The sequence below is a fragment of the Aeromonas sp. LsrichE-8G genome (genome assembly GCF_022869435.1).
Classification (GTDB): domain Bacteria; phylum Pseudomonadota; class Gammaproteobacteria; order Enterobacterales; family Aeromonadaceae; genus Aeromonas; species Aeromonas caviae.
Genome location: NZ_JALIHH010000141.1, coordinates 1 through 21090 on the forward strand (window position 1 = coordinate 1; position 21090 = coordinate 21090).

Here is a 21090-nt window from a genome sequence, read left to right on the forward strand (position 1 = left end):
CCCCTTGAGGGTCCTAAAGGGCCGTTGGAGACCACAACGTTGATAGGTGGGGTGTGTAAGCGTAGCGATACGTTGAGCTAACCCATACTAATTACCCGTGAGGCTTAACCATACAACACCCAAGAAGTGTTCAGAGACTTGTAGCAAATACCAAGCGAACTACTTACAAATTCAGTGATAATGACAACGCAAACTAGCGAAGTCGTTATTCACGTCAGCTTTCTGGATTAAGAATTTGCCTGGCGGCAATAGCGCAGTGGAACCACCTGACCCCATGCCGAACTCAGAAGTGAAACGCTGTAGCGCCGATGGTAGTGTGGCATTCGCCATGCGAGAGTAGGACACTGCCAGGCACCCAATACAAGAAACCCCGCTCACTCGAGCGGGGTTTTTTATTGCCTGAAATTTATTTTTTAGATAATAAGTCTGGTTAATGCGCAAAACCCAGTCTATTACATCGATAAACATTGTTATTCAGCCAGTATCACTGTCTTTCAAACGGCTCAATCTCTCTTTCTCACCAGGTTGAGCGTCAAGTATCTCCGGCTCAAACGCTATTCCCTTCCTTGATAATCACTATTGCTGGAAACGGGAGTGACAAGTACCTCAGGATCCATAGACTGTTTCTTTCATGTACAAGGAGCTGTCTATGTTGGGGATCCACGATCTGGCGTTGTTTATCGTTTCTGGCCTGCTGTTGAACATGATGCCTGGGCCTGACTCCCTGCTCATCATGCTGCGCAGCGGCTCCCAGGGATGGCGTGCAGGGTCCATGGCGGCATTGGGTATCGGGACAGGTACCATGGTGCATGTGTTGGCGGCGGCGCTGGGACTGTCTGCCCTGTTGAGTGCCTCTGCCGAGCTGTTTGCCGTCATCAAGCTGATGGGGGCGCTCTATCTGGTCTATCTCGGCGTGTCCATGCTCTGGCAGAGGAGTGGCACTTCAACGTCTGTGGATGGGGCTGTGGCGCTGCCTGCGCTCTCTTATGGGCGCATCTTTCGGCAGGGGTTGCTCACCAATGTCCTCAACCCCAAGGTGGCCCTGTTCTTCCTCGCCTTTGTACCCCAGTTCATCGCGCCAGATGCGCCGCAAAAAGCACTGGCATTCATCGTGCTGGGCTGCATCTTCAATTTCAACGGCATGATCTGGTGCCATCTGCTGGCGTTTTCCACCGCGTTTGCAAGCCGCAAGGTGCGACTACCCACCCGGGTGGCCACCTGGCTGAATCGTGTGATGGGGGGGCTGTTCGTGGGGCTTGGTATCAAGCTGGCGGTGGAGTGAGCAGGTAAACACCGGGCATAGAAAAAGGCGTATCCCATCGCTGGGATACGCCTTCGTCTGCACTGCAGCAGAATGACCGGGATCAGTTCATGCCGTAACGCTTGAGTTTCTTGCGCAGGGTGCCGCGGTTGATGCCCATCATCACGGCGGCGCGAGTCTGGTTGCCACGGGTGTACTGCATGATCACGTCCAGCATGGGAGCTTCGACTTCGGAGAGAACCATATCGTACAGATCAATCACTTCCTGACCGTTCAACTGGGCCAGGTAGTTACGCAGGGCCTGTTGCACAGAGTCACGCAGGGGGCGTTGGGTCGGCTCGGCAGCGTGATTGTGAGTAGTTGTTACCAATGCATCAGAAGTCAGGGTTTGTTCGAACATATTCGGTCGGCTCTTTAGTTATGCGTTAACCTAATCCATCGAAATACGCTTCGAGTGCCTCGAGTTGTGCGTCTGCACAATCCAGGGCATTGAAGTGCTTACGGAATTCTCGGCCCGCCTCTTCTTCATCCAGATACCAGCCCACGTGTTTACGGGCAATGCGCGCTCCCAGATAGGCACCGTAAAACTGGTGCAGATTGGTGACATGCTCGTTCATCAGGGTGCGAACCTCTTCCCTGTCGGGAGGCGGCAGCTTGGTGCCCGTTTCAAGAAAATGGCGGATTTCCCGGAAAATCCAGGGTCGTCCTTGCGCAGCACGGCCGATCATCACGGCGTCGACACCGGTATAGTCGAGGACATACCGGGCTTTCTCCGGGCTATCGATGTCGCCATTGGCGACAACAGGAATCGATACGGCCTGCTTAATCGCCCTGATAGTGTCGTACTCCGCTTCGCCCTTGTAGAGGCAGGCACGGGTACGACCATGCACGGCAAGGGCCGCGATACCGCAATCTTCGGCGATTCGGGCGATCTCCTCGCCATTGCGGTTATCCGGATCCCATCCTGTGCGGATCTTCAAGGTGACAGGTACTTCCACCGCATCCACCACGGCCCGGCAGATGGATCTGACCAGGTCTGGCTGACGCAGCAGGGCGGAACCTGCCAGCTTCTTATTCACTTTTTTTGCCGGACATCCCATGTTGATGTCGACGATCTGAGCGCCCTGCTCCACGTTGTAGCGGGCAGCAAACGCCATCATCTCGGGGTCGGCACCGGCAATCTGGACCGATCGCAAGCCGCCTTCAGCAGAGTGATCCATTCTCATCCGGGTTTTCTGGGTATCCCAGACATCCGGGTTGGCCAGCAGCATCTCGGAAACGGCCATACCGGCTCCCAAACGTAAACAAAGTTCACGAAATGGTCGGTCTGTTACACCGGCCATGGGGGCCACGATCAGGGGAGTTTCAAGCGTGTGGGGACCTATCTGCATTCCACGGTTACCATCGGCTTAGGGCGGCGTATATTACGCATTTTTTAGTCAGGAGAAAAGGTTAGTATTTGAGCGTCAGCCATTTTTTTCTGAAAAAAACGTCGCGCCAAGGCTTGCAAATTCAGGAGTGCTTGAAAATCGGACATATTGTCTGTGACCATGGTCAGGAGGGCGCGAGTGAGGGAGATGGTGATTTGTGAGTCTCCCTCTCAAGCCGGTTTAGGCTATGATAGCGGGCCTGAATTGAGCAAAGACTCTACACAATTTCATTACAAACGGATCGGGGATGTATGACGGTAAAGTTCATCAAGTCGCTCTGCCCATGCCTGCTGGGTATCGTGCTGGGGTCGGCTCAGGCGCAGACGGTCAGCTTTACCGAGGCCTGGAGCCGGGTCATCCAGCAGGATGACGGCTTGGCGGCAGAGCAGGCCGGGGTGGAGCGGGCCCAGCAACTGCGGGAGGCGGCCAAGGCCATGTACCTGCCCAAGGTGGATGTGGGGGCCAGCTATACCCATCTCGATCAGCCGATGGAGCTGGACATGCTGGATCTCAACCCCATCGCCAATCATCCGGAATTCGGCAAGGTGCTGGGACCCGTGATGCAGGCACTCAACCTCAGCCCGAGCGATTTCGTCACCCCCCTCACCAAGCAGAACGTGGTGACCAGTTCGGTCAAGATGCTATGGCCGCTCTTTACCGGCGGGCGCATCGATGCGGCCCAGGATATTCGTCAGGCCCAAGTGAGCGAGGCTGAGCAGTTGCTGGTGCTCAAACAGCAGTCCACCTTCGAGAGCCTCTCCCAGACCTACTTCGGGGTGGTGCTGGCGGCGCAGGTGGTGCAGACCAAGCAGGAGATCGAGCAGGGACTGGCACACCATCTGGATCATGCCAAGAAGCTCGAAGCCCAGGGGCAGGTCGCCAAGGTGGAGCGCCTTTCGGCCCAGTCTGCCTATGACAGGGCACGTATCGATACCCAGAAGGCCAGGCGCAGCCTGGAGATCGCCCAGCTGGCGCTCGGCCATATGCTCAAGCTCAAGCAGGCTGAGCCCAATACCGCCCTCTTCATCAACGAAGGGATGCCAGCCTTGTCTCCCTTTGTGGAGGAGACCCTGTCGGTGCATCCCGGTCTCAAGCTGTTGACGGCCAAGAAGGAGCAGGCCCAGGGGATGATCAAGCTGGAGAAGGGCAAATACGCCCCCGAGCTCTTCCTGTTCGGCAACTACAACCTCTATGAAGATGATTCCATTGTCTCCAAGACCACACCGGACTGGCTGGTTGGTGTCGGGGTCAGCATGCCGCTGGTGAGTCGTGATGGCCGCTCCGAGACGGTCCAGGCAGCCAAGAGCGCCGAACTCCAGGTCAACCTGCTGCAAGCCAAGACCCGCCAGGATCTGGAGCTGCTGGTCGAGAAGACCTGGCGCGAGGCTGCCCAGGGACTGGAGGAGTATCACTCTCTCTCCTCGACCCAGGCGCTGGCCGAGGAGAACGTGCGGTTGCGTGACAAGGCATTCGGTCAGGGGCTCTCCACTTCCCTCGATGTGGTCGATGCCCAGACCCAGCTTGCCGGGGTCAAGACCCAGCGCGCCGCCGCCGCCTATCAATACGTGATCTCTCTGGCCCGCCTGTTGGCACTCTCCGGTCAGATGAACAGTTTCAACCAGTATCAGCATGGCCAGGCGATCGAGGTGAACTCATGATCGCGCGCTCTTCCACTCCGTTATTCATGTCCGTTTCGACCGTCAAGGGTCGCCCGTTTGCCGAGGTGAATTCATGAGTCATCCCCCCATCAAGAAGAAGATGAGCCAGGGCAAGCCCTGGCTGCTGCCACTGGCGCTGGTATTGCTTGTGCTCTGGCTTGGCTGGCGCTTCTGGCTGGCCTATCAGCCGGAGCCGGTGCGTCTGCAGGGGCAGATAGAGGCGCAGCAATATTCGGTTTCTTCCAAGGTGGCGGGCCGCATCGACGAGGTGCTGGTGAAGAAGGGGGATCAACTGGCCAGGGGCCAACTGGCGTTCACTCTGGCGAGCCCGGAGATCGAGGCCAAGCTGAGTCAGGCCAAGGCCGGGCAGGCCGCGGCGGGTGCCATGGCCGAAGAGGCTGAGAAGGGGGCGCGAGTGCAGCAGATCGCGGCCGCCAAGGATCAGTGGCAACAGGCCAAGGCGGCTGCCCTGCTTCATGGCAAAACCTACGAGCGCATTGCCAGCCTGCATCGGGATGGCGTGATGTCGCTGCAAAAGCGTGACGAGGCCTGGACGGCCTGGCAGGCGGCGAAGTACAGCGAGGGCATGGCCTGGCAGCAATACCAGATGGCACTGGAAGGGGCGCGGGAAGAGACCAAGATAGCGGCCCGCGAGCAGGCCAAGATGGCGGCTGGCGGAGTGGCGGAAGTGGAAGCCTATCTGGCCGATACCCGCATCGCCAGCCCACACGAGGGGGAAGTTGCCCAGGTGCTGTTGCGTAGCGGCGAGCTGGCTCCCCAGGGCTTCCCTGTGGTGACCTTGCTCGACATGAAGGATGCCTGGGCCCAGTTCCATGTCCGTGAGGACCTCTTGCCAAGGTTCCCGGTCGGTACCGAGTTTGATGCCCGTATTCCCGGCCTGGGGGATCAGCTGGTGCGCTTCAAGGTGACCCATGTGGCCGTGATGGGGGATTTCGCCACCTGGCGTGCCACCGACACCCGCCAGGGGTTCGACATGAAAAGCTTCCAGGTGGAAGCGCGCCCCTTGCAGCCGGTTGACGGGCTGCGGGTCGGCATGAGCGTGCTGGTCGAGCTCTGATGGGGCGCGAATGGCGGTTGCTCTGGCAGGACCCGTTCGGCCGGGCGCTGGCGAGCTGGGTCCCCTTTCTGCTGATAGGGATCCTGTGCTGGATCTTTTCAGCCGGCCTGGCGCGGGATCTCAAGGTCGGTCTGGTGGATCTGGATCGCAGCACCCTCTCCCGGCAACTGGCGTTCTCTCTCGATGGCTCCGCCGGGCTCAAGATAGCGCAGCAGTTTGACGCCATTGACGAGGGGGCCAGGGCACTGCGAGGGGGGGACATCTATGCCCTGGTGGTGATCCCTCATCACCTGGAGCGGGATGCCCGCGAGGGGACCCAACCCAGGGTGACCGTGTTCAACAATGGCCAGTTCATCCTGATTGCCAAGCTGGTCAACTCCGCACTGGCCCAGGTGGTGGGAACTCTCAATGGCCAGGTAGGGGTGTTGGAGGCCATGGCCGACGGCAAGACGCTGCCCGGTGCCCTGGGACAATCCGTACCCATTGCGAGCCAGGTTACCGCGCTCTACAACATCAATTCCAGCTACGCCCAGTTTCTGCTGAGCGCCCTGCTACCTGCGGTGTGGCAGATCCTGGTGGTGCTCTATGGCCTGAACGCCCTGGCCCGCACCGATCGCCTCGGGTTGGACTGGACCACCAGAGGGGTCTGGTTCGGCCTCTGGCGTACCCTGCTGCCCCACGTGCTCATCGGCTGGGGGTGGGGTCTGGCGTGGAGTCTGCTGCTGTTCAAGGGGCTTGGGTACCCCATGCAAGGCAGTTGGCTGGTGCTGACGGCGGGGCTGGGACTGGCGTCGGCCGCTTGCGTCACCATGGGGGCCTTCTTCTACGCCATCATCCGGGATCCGGCGCGGGCGCTCTCTCTGGCCGGCGCCTACACGGCGCCGGGATTTGCCTTCATGGGGGTCACCTTTCCGGTCAGCGCCATGGGGGATGTGGCCCAGTTCTGGCGCAGCCTGCTGCCCATCTCCCACTATGTGGAGCTGCAGATCGGGCAAACCAATTATGGTCAACCGTTGACGGCGGCCCTGCCCCAGCTCGGGGCTCTGCTGCTGTTTTTGCTGCCCCTGTTGCTGGTGGTACACCGCTACCGGACGCCGTCGGGCGCGGCCCTGCCCCATGAGGAGTCCAGGCCATGATGGGATTCTGGGATCTGGTGCGCCTTGAGCTGCGCACCCTCTTGGCGGATCGCGCCATCATGCTGACCCTGTTTGGCGGCGTCTTCTTCTACTCCTTCCTCTACCCCCAACCCTACCTGCACCAATTGCCCAGGGAAGAGCCCGTGGTGGTGGTCAACGAGGATGGCAGCCAGCTCTCCCGCCAGCTGGAGTTCATGGCAGATGCCACGGCGCAGGTGAAACTGGTGGCCCGTGCCGGTTCGCTCGACGAGGCCCGCCAGATGATGCTGACCGGCAAGGCGAGCGGCATCTTGCACATTCCCCGCCACTTCTATCGGGATCTGATGCTGGGCAGGAGCGTGACCCTGGGTTATGCCGGGGATGCCTCCTACTTCCTGGTCTATGGCACCATTGCCGAAGGGCTGGCCCAGGCGGGGGGCACGCTCGCCGCCCAGGTGAAGGTGGCCAGGCTGTTGAGCCAGGGCGAGGCGCTGCCCCAGGCCGCCATGGGCTGGAACGCGGTGGGCCTCAATGTGCTGCCGGTATTCAACCCCACCATGGGCTATGTGAACTACGTGGTGCCTGCGGTATTCGTGCTGATCCTGCATCAGGTGTTGCTGATGGGGACCGGCATCCTGGGGGCGACCCAGAACCAGCGCAGCCGCCGTGGCGAGTCAGGCTACTGGCAACATGCCCCCGTGCCGGCCTTGTTGCTGGCCCGCACCCTGGTGGTGGGGGTTCTTTTCGTCCTTCCGGTGACCTACTTCTTCGGCTTCTGCTTCGATCACTACGGTATTGCCCGCACCGCTGTACCCGGCGAACTCTGGCTCTTTACCCTGCCGTTCCTGCTGGCCACCACCTGGCTCGGGATCGTGCTCGGCGCCCTGTTCACCCGCCGTGATCTGCCGACCCAGGTAGTGCTTGTCTCCTCTTTGCCGCTGGTCTTCCTGGCCGGCTTTATCTGGCCCCTTGAGCTCATCCCGGCTCCCCTCAACTGGCTGGCCCAGTGGGCCCCGAGCACGCCGGCCATCGAGGGATTCCTGCGCCTCAATCAGATGGGGGCCGACTTTGCCCAGGTCTCCCGCTACTGGTGGCAGTTGTGGGGACTGGCGCTGCTGTATGGCGCTCTGGCGTGCTGGTTGCTCCGCTGGCGTCAACCGTGCCCTGCAACGCGGCCGGATGATGGGGCGACAGCGTCTTCCACCGACTAGGCGCCTTGCAACAACACGGTCAGCCACTGGGCTGACCGTGTTGCCATTCACAGGGATCATGGCTGATTCAGACCCGGATCGCCGATGGCATAGATCTGGCCGCACGCCTCCTGGTCGGTGAGCAGTTGCAAACCCCGTATCGCCACATCCTGGCGCCTGACCAGGCCATGCCTCTCTTGCCCCTGGCTGAGGATGGCCTGACCCGTGGGCTCCCCATCCTGCAACCCTGCGGGGCGTAAAATGGTCCACTCAAGGGTGCTGGTCTGCAGCCAGCTTTCCGCCAGGCTCTTGAGGCGTACCTCGTGTCCGAAGGCGGCGCGAGCCCGCTCGGGCAGGTATTGCCAGCTGTCGCCACAACCGAGGGAGGTGACCAGCAGCAGGCGGCTGAGCCCGGCGCGCTCCATCTCGTCGATCACATGGCGGTTGCCCTGATAATCCACCGGTGCACTCTGGCGAAAGCTGCCGAGGGTGGAGACTACCCGGGCATCCCTGCCCGCCAAGCGGCAAGCCTGGGCCACGGCCAGGGGGTCCAGGGCATCTCCGATGACGACCTCGACTCCCAGGGTATGCAGCTCGCTGGCCATGTCGGCATGGCGCACCAGGGCAACGACCCTGTGGCCCAGTTGCAGTGCGTGGTCGGTGAAGGCGCGGCCCAGTCCGCGACTGGCACCGAAGATGAGTGTGGTTGGCATGACAGGCCCTCTCGAACAAAAGAGCAAGCCTAGAGCCTGGATGGCTCTCTGTAAATGAGAGTGGTTTTTATTTGTGAGGTGCAGGGGATATGAAGGGCCGGACATCAGGGACGCCGGCCCGACGGGATCAACCGTTGTAATGGCCGATGCTGGGACGGCGGCTGGGTCCGCTCAGGTGGATGTCCACCGGATTGAACGCCTTGATCGCCTCATAGCTGAAATCGCCGATGGCCTGATGCAGGCTCTGGGGGCTGTGGTTGGTGATGATGATGACGCTTTTGGACAGGTTGCGACGACGGCGCAGCAGGTGGCCGAGGAAGCTGGACTGACTCTCGGCCATCTTGGCGCGGTTGGCCGCCACCTCGTCGATGATCAGCAGGTCCACCTCTTCCAGGGCGCGGCGGTACTGGTTGCGCTCCTCCTGATCCTGGATGACGTTGAAGAAGAGCCTGTCCACGATGGAGGCCCACTGCTGGAAGATCACCGACTTCTGGTGGCGCGCGATCAACTCGTGGGCCACGGCGCCCGCCAGGGTGGATTTGCCGGTGCCGTAATCGCCGTAGATCAGCATGCAGCCCCCGCCGCTCTTCTCCCAGTGCTCGAAACCGCTGATGAAGTAGCGGGCTGTCTCGATGGGGTATTGCAGGGCCGGGTCACCGGAATCCATCTTGTCGAAGATCCAGTCCGGATTGAGGTCGGCCTGGGCGATCAGCTTCTGGATCCGCTCCTGGCGGGCGGCCTTCTGCAACTCGCGCACTTCGGCATTGGCCTTGGCGTCGTACTCCTTGCGCAGGGTCTCGTAGTCGTACTGGCTGCCGCCGGTTGCGGCCCGCAGTCGGAGAATACGTTGCTGCAGGCTGCTGACGTGACGCTTGAGCTCGGGATCATGAGCCCGTTGCTCCTGTCTCGCCTTGGCGATTTTCTGGCGTTTGGCCTCGATCTCTTCCAGTGCCTGGCGCATCGGGTCGTGCGGATCTGTCATGGAATTCTCCTTCTGCTAGGGCTGTGGCTGGATGGGCAGGGGGTCAATAGTGCACTTCGTGGCCGCCTGGTATCAATCATTCTCCGGCTCCTGAGCTTGTGCCAGCCGTTTGGCTTCATCGATCATCTCTTGCGCCCGGCGGCTCGGGCCAGCCTCTACCGGGGCTGGCGCGACCTGCTGGTACCCGGTGACCACGGTCGCCGGGCGGCGGGCATAGCGCCGACTCTTGAGGGCCCGAATAAATTTCAACATCCACTGGTGCTGGGAGTCGAACACCTCGGGGCGGCCGAGCCAGTAGGCGATGAACTCCCCGAGATCCTCTTCGCTGTAGCTGGCATCGATCACCCCGCACAGGCGTGCGAGAGCAGGCAGTTCTTCGTCCGGACGCCACTGCAGGTGCATCTGGAACGGGCGTGCCGGCAGGGGGCTGCGCCCCCGCTGGCTCAGCAACGGCAACTGGAAAGGGCACTGGTGGTAGTGCTCACTGTCAGTCTGGGCCTCGACCTGAAGCAGTTCGGCCTCCATCAGCTCGTCGAGCAGTTCGGTCAGCTGACGAGCGTTGACCTGATAGCTGAAACCACCGGGATTGCCCGGATCGACGACAGCCAATGCCCGGCCAAGCTCGGGATAGTTGAGTCGGGCCAGCCGATTTTCCAGCACCAAGCGGCGCAGTTGCAGGGTATAGAGGCTGCGGGCCGGATGGGAGAGTCTGGGATGGGCGAGGGCGCTGTATTCGGCTGGCGTCATGGTCTGCTTCACGATCTGGAGTGGAGGGCATTATCCCTCATGGCGGTGCCTCATACAATTCATGGTGCCGACCTGCGAGAGAACGGCTGCCGGGCGACGGTTGTCAATCATCTCTGCTCAAGGGGGCGAGCAAAATAGTCGGACCATTTCAAACGCTTGGCAGATACCAAGGCCAGCCCGGCTCGCTGCTCGACAATATTGTGTGGCGGTATCCAGCGCCCATGATCTAGTCTTAATGCTCAAATAACCATTTGACTAATAAGAGCTTTGTCAAGATGTCAAAAGCCGGACTACGGATCTTGGTGGTAGAAGACGAAGCGGTTTTTCGCCACTCACTGGTATCTTATCTCGAGCACGACGGGGCCTGCGTCTTTCAGGCAGAAGACGGGATTGAGGGGCTCTCTGCCGCAGCGCTCTATCACCCCGATGTGGTGTTGTGTGATCTGAACATGCCGAACATGGATGGTCATGAGGTGATTGCCTGCCTCACCGCCCGCTATCCACAGGTGCCCGTCATCGTCATCTCCGGTCAGGATCAGATGGCTGCTATCGAGCGTGCGCTGCGGGCGGGGGCCAGGGACTTCTTCATCAAACCGGTGAATGACTATGAGCAGATCCGCCGCAGCATCGAGCAATGCCTGACAAACCTCGGGCATCAGAGCCAGCAACTGGAGCTGATGGAGCACATCGACTTCTTCCGTGGCCACGATCTGGCGAGCAGCCGGCTGCTCGCCTGGCTGGCCCCCCCTGGCATGCAGGAGTGGGGACCCTGGCAGGTCACCTTTGCCGGCATGGGCAATCTCTTCATCCCGGATACCTTCAAATTGGACGACAAGCTGCTGGTACTGGTGATGGAATTGCCCATCCTCGGTGTGGATGCGGCTTTCTGTGGTGCCTTGGTGCGATCCCTGATGAACGGCCCCTATCGCCAATACCAGCAACAAGAGAGCCTGCTGCTGACCCAGCCACACCGATTGCTGGATTACCTCAATCTGCAACTGCTGGAGTCGGGCCTGCGTCACTCCTTTGCCATGGCGGCCCTGCTGTTCGATCAGGAGGATGGGCTGCTTTTTGCAAATGCCGGGCTCACCTCACCTCACTGGTTGATGCGTGCAGGGGGGTTGCCGCTCGGCTTGATGCGCAGCAGTCGCTACACGTTGCACAGGCGAAGCTGGCACGAGCCCTTTGATCTGCAGTTTCGCAGTGACAGCGGCAGCGCCCTGACGATGCAGGTTCGTCACCACTGACGCCGTGAAGTGAACACATGCAAACAGGGCGCCCATGGGCGCCCTGTTTGGTCTCTGCTGTCCTGACCGGTCAAACGGTCGCAGACTGCAGTTTCTGCTCTTGTTCTTCGGGCTCTTTGGCCGGGCCTTCGGCACCGTGCATCCAGTAGACCAGGCGGTTGGCCATGGTCAGCAGGATGAGGGCGCTGATCACGGCGGCCAGTGCGATGCCACCGAAGATGGCCATGGCACCGGATTCGCCGACGAAGGATCCGATGAAGCCGGCGGCATAGTTGGCCAGGGCCACGAAACCGAACCAGGCACCCATCATCAGGGAGGCCAGGCGCAGCGGAGCCAGCTTGGTCACCATGGAGAGACCGATGGGAGAGAGGCAGAGTTCACCCAGGGTATGGAACAGGTAGGCACCGACCAGCCAGAACATGGAGGTCTTGACGGCCTGATCACCACCTTGCTCCAGCACGGCACCGATCATGAACAGGAAGCCGACGGCCAGGAACAGCAGGCCCATGGCGAATTTCACCGGGGAGTTCGGCTCTTTCTTGCCGAGCTTGATCCAGATGGCGGCCACGACAGGGGCCAGGGTGATGATGAAGAAGGGGTTCAGGGACTGGAACCAGGCGGTCGGCACTTCGAAGCTGCCGATCATGCGGTCGGTATACTCCTGGGCATACAGGTTCATCAGACCGCCGGCCTGCTCGAAGCCGGCCCAGAAGATGATGGTGAACAGGCCCAGTACCAGGATCACCTTTATGCGATCCACTTCCTGTTTGGTCAGGGGCGCTTTTTGCTCCTTGGAGCGCTGCAGGGCGGCACGCTGGGCGGCGGGCACACGGCCGATGTCGCCAAGGAAACGCTGGGCCATGGTGGCCTGCACGACCAGGGAGAGCAGCATGCCGATACCGGCGCTGACGAAGGCGGCTTGCCAGCCATAGGCGGTGGCGGCGGCGCCGCAGATCACGCCGGCCAGCAGGGAGCCCAGGTTGATGCCCATGTAGAAGATGGTGAAGGCGCCGTCACGACGGTGATCCCCTTCTTTATACAGGTCACCCACCATGGTGGAGATGTTCGGTTTGAACAGGCCGTTGCCCACGATCAGCAAGCCAAGGCCGGCATAGAAGACGGTGTTGACCATGTCAGGGAACATGGCGTGAGGCAGTGCCAGGGTAAACTGGCCGGCGGCCATCAGCACGGCACCGAACAGGATGGCACGGCGCTGGCCTAGGAAGGTATCAGCGAGCCAGCCGCCGATGATGGGGGTGATGTAGACCAGACCGGTATAGATGCCGTACAGCTTGAGGGCGTCGGCCTGGGTCCAGCCCATGCCACCGTTGGCGGTCAGGTCGGTCAGATAGAGGACGAGCACGGCACGCATGCCGTAATAGGAGAATCTCTCCCACAGTTCGGTACTAAAGAGCAAAAAAAGCCCTTTAGGGTGACCTAAAAAGGTCCCTTTGGACGGGTTATTCATTGGAACTTCCACCTGTGTCTTATATTTTTTTAGAAATTTTATGCAAGGGCTAGGAACAAGCCTTAATCCTTATAGAACAAGCGACTTTAAATTACAATATTATGATTTAGCGATATTTTATCTATCAATGGTTGAATATTTGTTTATAAAATGAAAAAGGGCATCGAATGATGCCCAGTTTTTTATTCTGCTTATCTTGTAAATATTCAGATATTACAGCTCTTTGGCAAACTGCTTCAGCCAGCTGGTGAATTCTTTGCTGAGTTCCCGATGGCGCACGGCGTATTCCACATTGGCCTTCATGTAACCGAGCTTGCTGCCGCAATCGTGGCTGCGTCCCTTCATGAAGTAGGCATTGACCTGCTCCTTTTCCATCAGCATGGCGATGGCATCGGTCAGCTGGATCTCGTCGCCGGCGCCGGCCGGGGTTTTTTCCAGCAAGGGCCAGATATTGGCCGAGAGCACATAGCGACCGACCACGGCCAGGTTGGACGGGGCTTCATCCCGGGGCGGCTTCTCGACGATGGCCTGCATCGGCAGGGACATGCCTTCGCTCAGGGCCTCCCCTTTGATGTCGGCGATGCCGTATTTGTCCACTTCGCTCTCGGGGACGGCTTCCACCATGATCTGGCTGATCTGCTCCTCTTCGAACAGATGCACCATCTCCGCCAGGTTGTCCTGCTTCAGATCGCTGGCCACCTCGTCGATGAGCACATCCGGCAGCAGAACGGCGAAGGGTTGATCCCCGATGAGGGGGCGGGCACACAGTACTGCATGACCCAGGCCTTTTGCTTCCCCTTGACGCACGTGCATGATGGTGACGTCTTTGGGACAGATGTGCTGAACCTCTTCCAGCAGTTGGCGCTTGACCCGCTTCTCCAGGGTCGCCTCCAGCTCGAAGCTCTTGTCGAAGTGGTTCTCGATGGAGTTCTTGCTTGAATGGGTCACCAGGATGATCTCCTTGATGCCGGCGGCGATGGCTTCGCGCACCACATACTGGATCAGCGGCTTGTCGACCACGGGCAGCATCTCCTTGGGGATGGCCTTGGTGGCGGGCAGCATGCGGGTACCCAGGCCGGCAACGGGGAGAACGGCCTTGCGAACAACGAGCGGTGTCTTTTTCATGGAGTGAGTCCGAAGATACAAAGTGGGCTCATGATACCCGAAGAAAAATAGGGCAGCCACAGGCTGCCCTCGGGATGATAGGGATTCAAACCGGTTACTTGACGATAATCATGTCCCGGTTTGCTTCCAGCGTGGCCGATCCGATGCCACTGACGTCCGCCAGTTGATCGACGGAGGTGAACTTGCCCTGCTTCTCTCTGTGGTCGATGATGGCCTGTGCCTTCTTCTCGCCAATGCCCTTCAGGGCGGTGAGCTCGCCGGCACTGGCGGTATTGAGATTGATCTTGCCGCTCTCCTTGACTTGGGTGGTGGCCACAGGCTTGGTCGCCGCCTTGTCGGCGGCCAGCAGAGGTTGGCTCAACAGGGGGAGGCAGCCCAGCAGCAGTGCGGCGATCAGGGTTTTCTTGTTCATGTTTCACATCCTTATGAATCTGCCTTAGTGGCATATTTATCATTAGCTGTGTTGCGCCACTTTTTGTCTGTCAGTTTTGACACTGTATAAGTCAGTGCAAACGGCTATAAGCCGAAGATACTCACTCGGTTACACTGACCAACCCTTTGAGCGAGAACTCTTTTCCATGTATCTACCCGCCATTTCCGAACTGGAGCCCATCGCCCGCGCCGCCGGTGAGGCCATCATGTCCATCTATAGACAGCCCTTTGCGGTGGAGTACAAGCAGGACGAGAGCCCGCTGACGGCGGCGGACAAGGGGGCCCACGAGGTGATCGTTCAGGCGCTGGCGAGTCTCACTCCCGATATCCCGGTGTTGTCGGAAGAGTCCTCCCCGGAGGTGATGGCTGCGCGACTCGGCTGGTCCCGCTACTGGCTGGTGGATCCTTTGGATGGCACCAAGGAGTTTGTCTCCCGCAACGGCGAGTTCACGGTGAATATCGCCCTGATTGAACAGGGGACCCCGCGCTGGGGGCTGGTCTATGCACCGGTACTGGACAAGCTCTGGTATGGGGGCAAGGGGATTGGCGCCTGGTGTGTGGCCGATGGCAGGCACGAGGCCATCCAGACCCGCCCTCATGACGCTGGGCAAGTGTGGCGCGTGGTGGGCAGTCGCAATCACCTGTCGCAGGAAACCCTCGAGTATCTGGCCCGTTTTGGCGAACTGGAGCGGGGCGAGATCGAGCTGGTTTCCATGGGCAGCTCTCTCAAGTTTTGCATCATTGCCGAGGGGGAGGCCGAGCTTTACCCGCGGCTCGCTCCGACCTGCGAGTGGGATACGGGGGCAGCTCAGGCGGTACTGGAAGGGGCGGGGGGCAGCGTCACCCAGCTCGATGGTTCGCCGCTTTGCTACAACAAGCCTGATATCCTCAATCCCTGGTTTGTGGCCAGGGCATGAGTCAGAAGATGCAAAAAGGCCGGACAGTGTCCGGCCTTTTTCTTGTCAGCCTTGATGGGCTCAGAAGACTTTCTTGAACGGTTTGATGGTCACCCTGGCGTAGACCCCCGCCGCGACATAGGGGTCCGCATCGGCCCAGGCCTGGGCGTCGGCCTGGCTGGCAAAGTCGGCGATGACGGTGCTGCCAGTGAAGCCCGCATCGGCCGGATCCTCGGCATCGATGGCCGGGTTGGGGCCGGCCGTCAGCAGGCGGCCCTCATCCTGCAAGGCTTGCAGGCGGGCCAGGTGGGCAGGGCGTGCCAGCTTGCGCTGGGGCAGGCTGCCCGCGACATCTTCGGAGTAGATCAGATACCACATGGAACAATCCCTTTCTGGTTGCGGTTATTTTTTCTGTTCTGCGTTCTGCTCGGCCGGCATGTGGCGATAGAGATAGACGCCGCTGAGCAGGGTGAAGACCAGGGTCATGCCCAGCAGGCCGAACACCTTGAAGTTGACCCACATCTCCTGGGAGAGGTTGAAGGCCACGTAGAGGTTGAGCAGACCGCACAGGGTGAAGAAGCCGACCCAGCCGAGATTGACGTTGTCCCAGACCCGGTCGGGGGCTTGGAGCTCCTTGGCCAGCATCTGCTTGATGAGGTTCTTGCCAAAGCCATAGCGGCCGATGAGCAGGGCGAGGGCAAAGAGCATGTTGATGACGGTCACCTTCCACTTGATGAAGGCATCGTCGTGGAAGAAGACGGTGAGGCCGCCGAAGAAACCGACCAGCACGAAGGTGAACAACTGCATCTTCTCGACCCGGCGATAGCGAAGCCAGCTGTACAGGAGTTGCAGGCCGGTGACGACCACCAGGGCGCCAGTGGCGGTGTAGATGTCGTAAAACTTGTAGACCGCGAAGAAGACGATCAGGGGGATGAACTCGATAAACTGCTTCATGCTGGGCTCTAACCTCAAAATTTCACTCAGTGTACCTGCCCGTCAGACAACGGCAAATGAATAAGACCGTCCATTCTGCAGGCAGTTCCTTCCCGGGGCGGCGGGTTACTCGAACAGCTGGCTGGCAATCTGGTTGCCAAGGCGCACCTGATCGTCCAGCAATGCGCGTATGTCTGCTTCCTCGATGAGGGGGTTGAGCAGGACGGCGCGCAGCAGCGTGAGCGGTTGCTCGCCATAGCAGGAGACTGCACGCTGGGTGCGTGAGACGAAGCTGTGCCCTTCGGCGCGCTGGGCTTTTTGCAGGGCGACGTTGAAGAGATTGATCTGTTCGTTGGCCGCCATATCGGGCACCTGACCTTGCAGGTGGGGCGGAATGCACCGGTAGGAGAGCAGGTTCATGACAGGTGCCGACATCAGCTCGAAGGCGGGGCTGGCGTCGATGAGCGCTGCCATTCGCCGCGCCCTGTCGTAGTTGGCGTCGATGAGTTGGGCATAACCCTGCTGTCCCAGCATCTGGAAGGCGGCATCCAGATAGAGCGCGTTGGCGGGACGGGTCCCCTCCAGAGTGAAGCGCCCCTGATCGAAGGAGGTGGCGCGGATGGCGTAGGGAGCCTCGCGCTTCACCGTCATCATCAGGTCCGGTTGGCGGCAGAGCAGCATGCCGGTACCGAGCGGGACCAGCAACTGCTTGTGACCGTCAAGGGTGACGGTATCGGCGTGCTCTATCCCCGTAAGCAATCCCTGATAGCGGGGCGAGAAGAGGGTCGGGCCACCCCAGGCCGCATCCACGTGGAAGTGGATTTGCTCGCGCCGGGCGATGGCGGCCAGTTCCGGCAGCGGGTCGACGGAGCCAAAATCCGTGCTGCCGGCCACGCCGACCAGCGCCAGCACCTTGAGCTTCTGCTCCCTGCATTGTTGAAGGGCCTGTTCCAACGCCGCCAGACTGAGCCGGTTGTGTTCGTCGGTGTCGAGACGCCAGACGCTGCGAGCCCCGAGTCCCAGCAGATCCATTCCCTTGTCGAAGGAGTAGTGCATCAGCCGCGAGCCCAGAATGACGGCGCTGCGATAGCCCTGCTCGGCGAGGGTGAACAGGTTGTCGCCACAGGCCCGGTTGCGGGCCAGCCAGAGGGCGGTGACGTTGGCGATGGTACCGCCACTGGTCATGACACCGAGGGCTGCATCCTTGGCATGCATCTGGGCTGCATAGAAGGCGTTGTCCTGGCGGTAGACCAGACGGTGCAGCTTGGCCAGCACTTCCCGTTCCAGAAAGCTCAGCAAACGGGAGGACTCCATCTTCATCGGGTTCTGGTTGAGCATCACCAAGAGCCGGGAGAGCTCGGCGGTGAAGGCCGGCAGCGGCGCCGTCATGTGTCCCATGTAGCGGGGAGAGGTGAGGTGCGATGCCCCGGGTACCAGGGTGGCGAGCCGTGCCAGATAGTCCCGGGGAGAGATGCCGATGGCGGGCATGCACGACTGATCGAGCTGGTGGGTGAAGTTGCCCCGCTGATAGGGGGCCTGACTGTCGTCGGAATGATGGAAATGCTCCAGCAGGGCCGTCATGGCCTTGCCGAAATCAGGATCCGGTTGTGTAAACAGTTCAGTGAGCTTCATCGGGTTCTCCAGACCAGATTGTCGGGCAGACGGGCCATCCGCATGGGCGGCGTCGGCGGCAGAGCATACACCAAAGGGGCGGGGGGCACAGCCATCTCTGGCCCTCCCTCTCCTCGCGCCTTTATTTTCAGCTAACACTTGTAGCCTGAAACGTCGGCCGCTAGAGTGGGCCGGTAATGGGTTGGAGGTAATGATGGATGTGACGGGGTACTCTCCACGGGAAGAGTGGGCGAATCGCCTCAGCCATGGTCTGGGGCTGCTGCTGGGCGGGCTGGGACTGGTCTTGCTGCTGCACAAGGGGTGGGATCAGGGGCCCAGGGTACTGCTGAGCTACGGCGTCTACGGTGCCAGCCTGGTATTGCTCTATCTCGCCTCGACGCTCTACCACAGCGTGAGCTCGGTGGCGGCCAGACGCTGGAGCAAGCTGTTCGATCACTGCGCCATCTATCTGCTGATCGCCGGCACTTATACCCCCTTTCTGCTGGTGGCGCTCGATACGCCGCTGGCGCAAGGACTGATGGTGGTGATCTGGGGGCTGGCCCTGGCGGGGGTCGTGTTCAAGCTGATCTTCATCAATCGCTTCAAGAAGGTGTCGCTATTTACCTATCTGATGCTGGGCTGGTTGTCGCTGGTGGTCATCTACCAGCTCTATCTGCATCTGGATGGTACCGGGCTTCTGCTGCTGGGGCTGGGTGGTCTCATCTACAGCCTGGGAGTGATCTTCTATGTGGCCAAGCGCATTCCCTACAACCACGCCATCTGGCACCTGTTTGTGCTGGGTGGCAGTCTGTGCCACTTCATGGCCATTTATGGCTATATCTGATGGCTAACCCTTAATTGGTATTTTTGTGCTCATGAAAGCCTGAATTCGTGCGGCACCCCACAGTTGCCCCCTTCGTTTGCTGACAAGCTAGTGCCAGTTCAGTTTGGAAAGGATGCAAACGATGAGTGAGATCGCGCTTTCCATCAGCATGCTGTCGCTGGTGGCAGTGCTGGGGCTCTGGCTGGGAAACTGGCGAGTCTATGGCGTGGGTTTGGGTATTGGCGGGGTGCTGTTCGGCGGCATCATAGTGGGCCACTTCGCCGGCTTGTCCGGCTTGAAGCTGGATGAGCAAACACTTCATTTTATTCAGGAGTTCGGCCTGATCCTGTTCGTCTACACCATAGGCATCCAGGTCGGTCCCGGCTTCTTCTCCTCCTTGCGCAGTTCGGGCCTCAAGCTCAATGGCTTCGCGGCCCTGCTGGTTCTGCTCGGCTGCCTGGTGGCGGCAGCGTTGCACCAGCTGTTCGATGTACCGCTGCCGGTGATCCTCGGGGTCTTTTCCGGGGCCGTGACCAATACCCCGTCCCTGGGGGCTGGCCAGCAGATCCTGGCCGAGCTGGGGGCGGATCCTGGATCCACCGGCCTGATGGGGATGGGCTATGCGGTGGCCTACCCGTTCGGGATCTGCGGCATCTTGCTCACCATGTGGCTCATCCGTATGTTCTTCCACATCAAGATCGAGGAGGAGGCGGTCGCTTTCGAGCAGCAGGCTGGCAAGACCAAGGAGAGTCTGCAAACCATCAACATTGCCGTGCGCAATCCCAATATGCATGGCCTGATGCTCCGCGAGATCCCGAGTCTGGACGAGGCGGACGTCATCTGTTCCCGCCTCAAGCGTGGCGACGAGCTGATGGTGCCAAAGCCCGACTCGCGCATCGAACTTGGCGACCTGCTGCACCTGGTGGGGGAACGCCATGCCCTGCACAAGGTGCTGCTGGTGCTTGGAGAGGAGGTAGACACCTCCCTCTCCACCCGCGGGACCGATCTGCGGGTCGAGCGGGTGGTGGTCACCAATGAGCAGGTGCTCGGCAAGCGGATCCGCGATCTCGACATCAAGCAGAAATACGATGTGGTCATCTCGCGCCTGAATCGGGCCGGCATCGAGCTGGTGCCGACCAGTCAGACCAGTCTGCAGTTCGGTGACATCTTGAACCTGGTGGGGCGGCTCGATGCCATCGAGGCGGTCACCAGCGTGGTGGGCAACGTGCAGCAGAAACTGCAGCAGGTGCAGATGCTGCCCGTCTTCATCGGCATCGGGTTGGGAGTATTGCTCGGATCCATTCCCTTCTATCTGCCGGGATTCCCGGCGGCGCTCAAGCTGGGGCTGGCAGGGGGACCGCTGGTGGTGGCGCTCATCCTGTCTCGTATCGGCAGCATCGGCAAGCTCTACTGGTTCATGCCGCCGAGCGCCAACCTGGCGCTGCGGGAAATAGGCATAGTGCTCTTCCTGGCGGTGGTGGGGTTCAAGTCCGGGGCCGGCTTCATCGACACCCTGATCAACGGCGACGGTCCCGCATGGATGATGTACGGTGTGGCAATCACCCTCATCCCGCTGCTGCTGGTGGGTGTGCTGGCACGCCATTATGGCAAGCTCAACTACCTCACGCTGTGTGGTCTGCTGGCCGGCTCGATGACGGATCCTCCCGCTCTGGCATTTGCCAACGGCATGCACCCCACAAGTGGTGCCAGCGCACTCTCTTACGCGACCGTCTACCCCCTGGTGATGTTCCTGCGGATCATCTCGCCCCAACTGCTGGCCATCCTGCTCTGGGCCGGTGTCTGACACCTCACAAGACGGGAGCCGATGAGGCTCCCGTCTTCGTTTTGTCACAATTGATGCTATTGATTTAATTAATTTTATTCATCTTAGGCGTTCCTTCGCTTTCACCCCGAAACCCGGCTTCATTTCGGTCTGTTCATTCGATTTTTCTCACTGGTTTATGGCCTGATAAACGGGCACATTGGAGGCTGGAGCAATATGCCCTTCGATATTTCAGGAGAAACCATGAGCAATCAGCGCATCGTATTGGATCAGGATGTCGTCGTTACCCACTTGCAAGGCAAAATGTATCTGGTCGCCGCCGACGGGAGCCAGAGACTCGTTGCAGAAGGCGATGTACTGCCCAAGGATGCGGTATTGCTTGCGCCCGAAGGGGCCAGCTTCCAGGGAGGAGAGACCACGTTCACCCTGGGTTCCGGCGAGCGCCCCGAACAGGGTGACGCCGTGCTGGCGAACGCGGGGACACCCGATGACATCGCCGCCTTGCAGCAAGCGATTCTGGACGGGACCGACCCCACCAAGGCATTCGAAGCGTCGGCGGCGGGCGGAGCCCCGGCCGCAGGCAATGCGGGGGGGGGGG

21 protein-coding genes and 2 rRNA genes are annotated in these 21090 nt (G+C 60.3%); 12 read left to right on the plus strand and 11 right to left on the minus strand.

Translation table 11 applies throughout. The features are described from left to right. From MUW49_RS17555 to MUW49_RS17565, 3 genes are all read left to right on the plus strand, one after another. Window positions 1-112: ribosomal RNA gene (locus MUW49_RS17555) — 23S ribosomal RNA — on the plus strand; the annotation flags it as partial. A gap of 126 nt (window positions 113-238) precedes the next feature. Then, window positions 239-353: ribosomal RNA gene (gene rrf, locus MUW49_RS17560) — 5S ribosomal RNA — on the plus strand. Window positions 354-649: 296 nt separating this feature from the next. Further along, complete coding sequence (locus tag MUW49_RS17565) at window positions 650-1282, plus strand: LysE family translocator (RefSeq protein ID WP_182955030.1); 633 nt, start codon at window positions 650-652, stop codon at window positions 1280-1282. Window positions 1283-1364: 82 nt separating this feature from the next. Here MUW49_RS17565 and fis read toward each other — a convergent pair whose 3' ends face one another. Further along, window positions 1365-1661 (minus strand): DNA-binding transcriptional regulator Fis, encoded by a 297-nt coding sequence (gene fis / locus MUW49_RS17570; RefSeq protein WP_005309538.1) that lies wholly within the window; start codon window positions 1659-1661, stop codon window positions 1365-1367. Window positions 1662-1686: 25 nt separating this feature from the next. Continuing rightward, entirely contained in the window at window positions 1687-2652 is a 966-nt protein-coding gene (dusB, locus tag MUW49_RS17575; protein WP_010675552.1) for a tRNA dihydrouridine synthase DusB, read from the minus strand. Between the two features lie 290 nt (window positions 2653-2942). Between dusB and MUW49_RS17580 the strand changes: the two genes are divergently transcribed. The 4 genes from MUW49_RS17580 to MUW49_RS17595 all read left to right on the plus strand — a co-directional run bounded on the left by MUW49_RS17580 (window position 2943) and on the right by MUW49_RS17595 (window position 7753). Further along, window positions 2943-4349 carry a TolC family protein gene (locus MUW49_RS17580; protein ID WP_202040618.1) on the plus strand — a complete coding sequence of 469 codons (1407 nt, stop codon included), beginning with the start codon at window positions 2943-2945 and terminating at the stop codon, window positions 4347-4349. A gap of 73 nt (window positions 4350-4422) precedes the next feature. Further along, window positions 4423-5427 (plus strand): biotin/lipoyl-binding protein, encoded by a 1005-nt coding sequence (locus MUW49_RS17585; RefSeq protein WP_080767988.1) that lies wholly within the window; start codon window positions 4423-4425, stop codon window positions 5425-5427. After that, window positions 5427-6563, plus strand: coding sequence for an ABC transporter permease (locus MUW49_RS17590; RefSeq protein ID WP_201985833.1), 1137 nt, complete (start codon window positions 5427-5429; stop codon window positions 6561-6563). Before MUW49_RS17585 ends, MUW49_RS17590 begins: the two co-directional genes overlap by 1 nt. Further along, complete coding sequence (locus MUW49_RS17595; RefSeq protein ID WP_244813025.1) at window positions 6560-7753, plus strand: ABC transporter permease; 1194 nt, start codon at window positions 6560-6562, stop codon at window positions 7751-7753. Before MUW49_RS17590 ends, MUW49_RS17595 begins: the two co-directional genes overlap by 4 nt. A 56-nt stretch (window positions 7754-7809) precedes the next feature. On the opposite strand, the gene MUW49_RS17600 is transcribed toward MUW49_RS17595, so the two are convergent. The 3 genes from MUW49_RS17600 to MUW49_RS17610 all read right to left on the minus strand — a co-directional run bounded on the left by MUW49_RS17600 (window position 7810) and on the right by MUW49_RS17610 (window position 10174). Beyond that, on the minus strand, window positions 7810-8445 hold the full coding sequence (locus MUW49_RS17600) for an SDR family oxidoreductase (protein ID WP_200164153.1): 636 nt from the start codon (window positions 8443-8445) through the stop codon (window positions 7810-7812). Between the two features lie 127 nt (window positions 8446-8572). Next, on the minus strand, window positions 8573-9427 hold the full coding sequence (locus MUW49_RS17605) for a DnaA/Hda family protein (protein ID WP_010675546.1): 855 nt from the start codon (window positions 9425-9427) through the stop codon (window positions 8573-8575). 72 nt (window positions 9428-9499) lie between these two features. After that, window positions 9500-10174, minus strand: a complete 675-nt coding sequence (locus MUW49_RS17610; RefSeq protein ID WP_200164152.1) for a DnaT-like ssDNA-binding domain-containing protein — start codon at window positions 10172-10174, stop codon at window positions 9500-9502. A 275-nt stretch (window positions 10175-10449) separates the two neighbouring features. Between MUW49_RS17610 and MUW49_RS17615 the strand changes: the two genes are divergently transcribed. Beyond that, on the plus strand, window positions 10450-11421 hold the full coding sequence (locus tag MUW49_RS17615; protein WP_029314797.1) for a response regulator: 972 nt from the start codon (window positions 10450-10452) through the stop codon (window positions 11419-11421). Between the two features lie 70 nt (window positions 11422-11491). On the opposite strand, the gene MUW49_RS17620 is transcribed toward MUW49_RS17615, so the two are convergent. From MUW49_RS17620 to MUW49_RS17630, 3 genes are all read right to left on the minus strand, one after another. Then, window positions 11492-12889, minus strand: coding sequence for a peptide MFS transporter (locus MUW49_RS17620; protein ID WP_041212400.1), 1398 nt, complete (start codon window positions 12887-12889; stop codon window positions 11492-11494). Between the two features lie 213 nt (window positions 12890-13102). After that, window positions 13103-14014: a UTP--glucose-1-phosphate uridylyltransferase GalU gene (galU, locus tag MUW49_RS17625; RefSeq protein ID WP_010675542.1), complete on the minus strand. Its 912-nt coding sequence runs from the start codon at window positions 14012-14014 to the stop codon at window positions 13103-13105. Window positions 14015-14108: 94 nt separating this feature from the next. Further along, entirely contained in the window at window positions 14109-14426 is a 318-nt protein-coding gene (locus MUW49_RS17630; protein ID WP_039041323.1) for a ComEA family DNA-binding protein, read from the minus strand. Between the two features lie 166 nt (window positions 14427-14592). Here MUW49_RS17630 and cysQ point away from each other — a divergent pair, with 166 nt between their 5' ends. Further along, a complete protein-coding gene (cysQ, locus tag MUW49_RS17635; RefSeq protein WP_201957237.1) occupies window positions 14593-15363 on the plus strand; it encodes a 3'(2'),5'-bisphosphate nucleotidase CysQ in 771 nt (256 codons plus the stop codon). Window positions 15364-15423: 60 nt separating this feature from the next. Here cysQ and MUW49_RS17640 read toward each other — a convergent pair whose 3' ends face one another. The 3 genes from MUW49_RS17640 to MUW49_RS17650 form a co-directional block, all read right to left on the minus strand. Further along, window positions 15424-15720 (minus strand): YciI family protein, encoded by a 297-nt coding sequence (locus MUW49_RS17640; RefSeq protein WP_010675539.1) that lies wholly within the window; start codon window positions 15718-15720, stop codon window positions 15424-15426. Between the two features lie 24 nt (window positions 15721-15744). Continuing rightward, window positions 15745-16296 (minus strand): septation protein A, encoded by a 552-nt coding sequence (locus tag MUW49_RS17645; protein ID WP_039041321.1) that lies wholly within the window; start codon window positions 16294-16296, stop codon window positions 15745-15747. A gap of 105 nt (window positions 16297-16401) precedes the next feature. Then, the gene (locus MUW49_RS17650; RefSeq protein ID WP_201957234.1) at window positions 16402-17907 is read right to left on the minus strand and encodes an aminotransferase class V-fold PLP-dependent enzyme; all 1506 of its coding nucleotides are present in this window, start codon (window positions 17905-17907) and stop codon (window positions 16402-16404) included. Between the two features lie 190 nt (window positions 17908-18097). Here MUW49_RS17650 and MUW49_RS17655 point away from each other — a divergent pair, with 190 nt between their 5' ends. The 3 genes from MUW49_RS17655 to MUW49_RS17665 form a co-directional block, all read left to right on the plus strand. Further along, the gene (locus tag MUW49_RS17655; RefSeq protein WP_039041319.1) at window positions 18098-18730 is read left to right on the plus strand and encodes a hemolysin III family protein; all 633 of its coding nucleotides are present in this window, start codon (window positions 18098-18100) and stop codon (window positions 18728-18730) included. Between the two features lie 121 nt (window positions 18731-18851). Continuing rightward, the gene (locus MUW49_RS17660; RefSeq protein ID WP_010675535.1) at window positions 18852-20513 is read left to right on the plus strand and encodes a putative transporter; all 1662 of its coding nucleotides are present in this window, start codon (window positions 18852-18854) and stop codon (window positions 20511-20513) included. Between the two features lie 222 nt (window positions 20514-20735). Further along, window positions 20736-21090, plus strand: a 355-nt coding sequence (locus MUW49_RS17665; protein WP_244813026.1) for a retention module-containing protein, incomplete at its 3' end; no start/stop codon positions are given.

Excerpts from the sequence above, each read along its gene's own strand:
- MUW49_RS17655 (WP_039041319.1), top strand. The coding sequence starts at position 18,098 with ATGATGGATGTGACGGGGTACTCTCCACGGGAAGAGTGGGCGAATCGC.
- MUW49_RS17565 (WP_182955030.1), top strand. The coding sequence starts at position 650 with ATGTTGGGGATCCACGATCTGGCGTTGTTTATCGTTTCTGGCCTGCTG.
- MUW49_RS17650 (WP_201957234.1), bottom strand. The coding sequence starts at position 17,907 with ATGAAGCTCACTGAACTGTTTACACAACCGGATCCTGATTTCGGCAAG.
- cysQ (WP_201957237.1), top strand. The coding sequence starts at position 14,593 with ATGTATCTACCCGCCATTTCCGAACTGGAGCCCATCGCCCGCGCCGCC.
- galU (WP_010675542.1), bottom strand. The coding sequence starts at position 14,014 with ATGAAAAAGACACCGCTCGTTGTTCGCAAGGCCGTTCTCCCCGTTGCC.
- MUW49_RS17610 (WP_200164152.1), bottom strand. The coding sequence starts at position 10,174 with ATGACGCCAGCCGAATACAGCGCCCTCGCCCATCCCAGACTCTCCCAT.
- MUW49_RS17590 (WP_201985833.1), top strand. The coding sequence starts at position 5,427 with ATGGGGCGCGAATGGCGGTTGCTCTGGCAGGACCCGTTCGGCCGGGCG.
- MUW49_RS17620 (WP_041212400.1), bottom strand. The coding sequence starts at position 12,889 with ATGAATAACCCGTCCAAAGGGACCTTTTTAGGTCACCCTAAAGGGCTT.
- MUW49_RS17605 (WP_010675546.1), bottom strand. The coding sequence starts at position 9,427 with ATGACAGATCCGCACGACCCGATGCGCCAGGCACTGGAAGAGATCGAG.
- MUW49_RS17630 (WP_039041323.1), bottom strand. The coding sequence starts at position 14,426 with ATGAACAAGAAAACCCTGATCGCCGCACTGCTGCTGGGCTGCCTCCCC.
- MUW49_RS17615 (WP_029314797.1), top strand. The coding sequence starts at position 10,450 with ATGTCAAAAGCCGGACTACGGATCTTGGTGGTAGAAGACGAAGCGGTT.
- MUW49_RS17600 (WP_200164153.1), bottom strand. The coding sequence starts at position 8,445 with ATGCCAACCACACTCATCTTCGGTGCCAGTCGCGGACTGGGCCGCGCC.
- MUW49_RS17580 (WP_202040618.1), top strand. The coding sequence starts at position 2,943 with ATGACGGTAAAGTTCATCAAGTCGCTCTGCCCATGCCTGCTGGGTATC.
- MUW49_RS17595 (WP_244813025.1), top strand. The coding sequence starts at position 6,560 with ATGATGGGATTCTGGGATCTGGTGCGCCTTGAGCTGCGCACCCTCTTG.
- MUW49_RS17585 (WP_080767988.1), top strand. The coding sequence starts at position 4,423 with ATGAGTCATCCCCCCATCAAGAAGAAGATGAGCCAGGGCAAGCCCTGG.
- MUW49_RS17640 (WP_010675539.1), bottom strand. The coding sequence starts at position 15,720 with ATGTGGTATCTGATCTACTCCGAAGATGTCGCGGGCAGCCTGCCCCAG.
- fis (WP_005309538.1), bottom strand. The coding sequence starts at position 1,661 with ATGTTCGAACAAACCCTGACTTCTGATGCATTGGTAACAACTACTCAC.
- MUW49_RS17645 (WP_039041321.1), bottom strand. The coding sequence starts at position 16,296 with ATGAAGCAGTTTATCGAGTTCATCCCCCTGATCGTCTTCTTCGCGGTC.
- MUW49_RS17660 (WP_010675535.1), top strand. The coding sequence starts at position 18,852 with ATGAGTGAGATCGCGCTTTCCATCAGCATGCTGTCGCTGGTGGCAGTG.
- dusB (WP_010675552.1), bottom strand. The coding sequence starts at position 2,652 with ATGCAGATAGGTCCCCACACGCTTGAAACTCCCCTGATCGTGGCCCCC.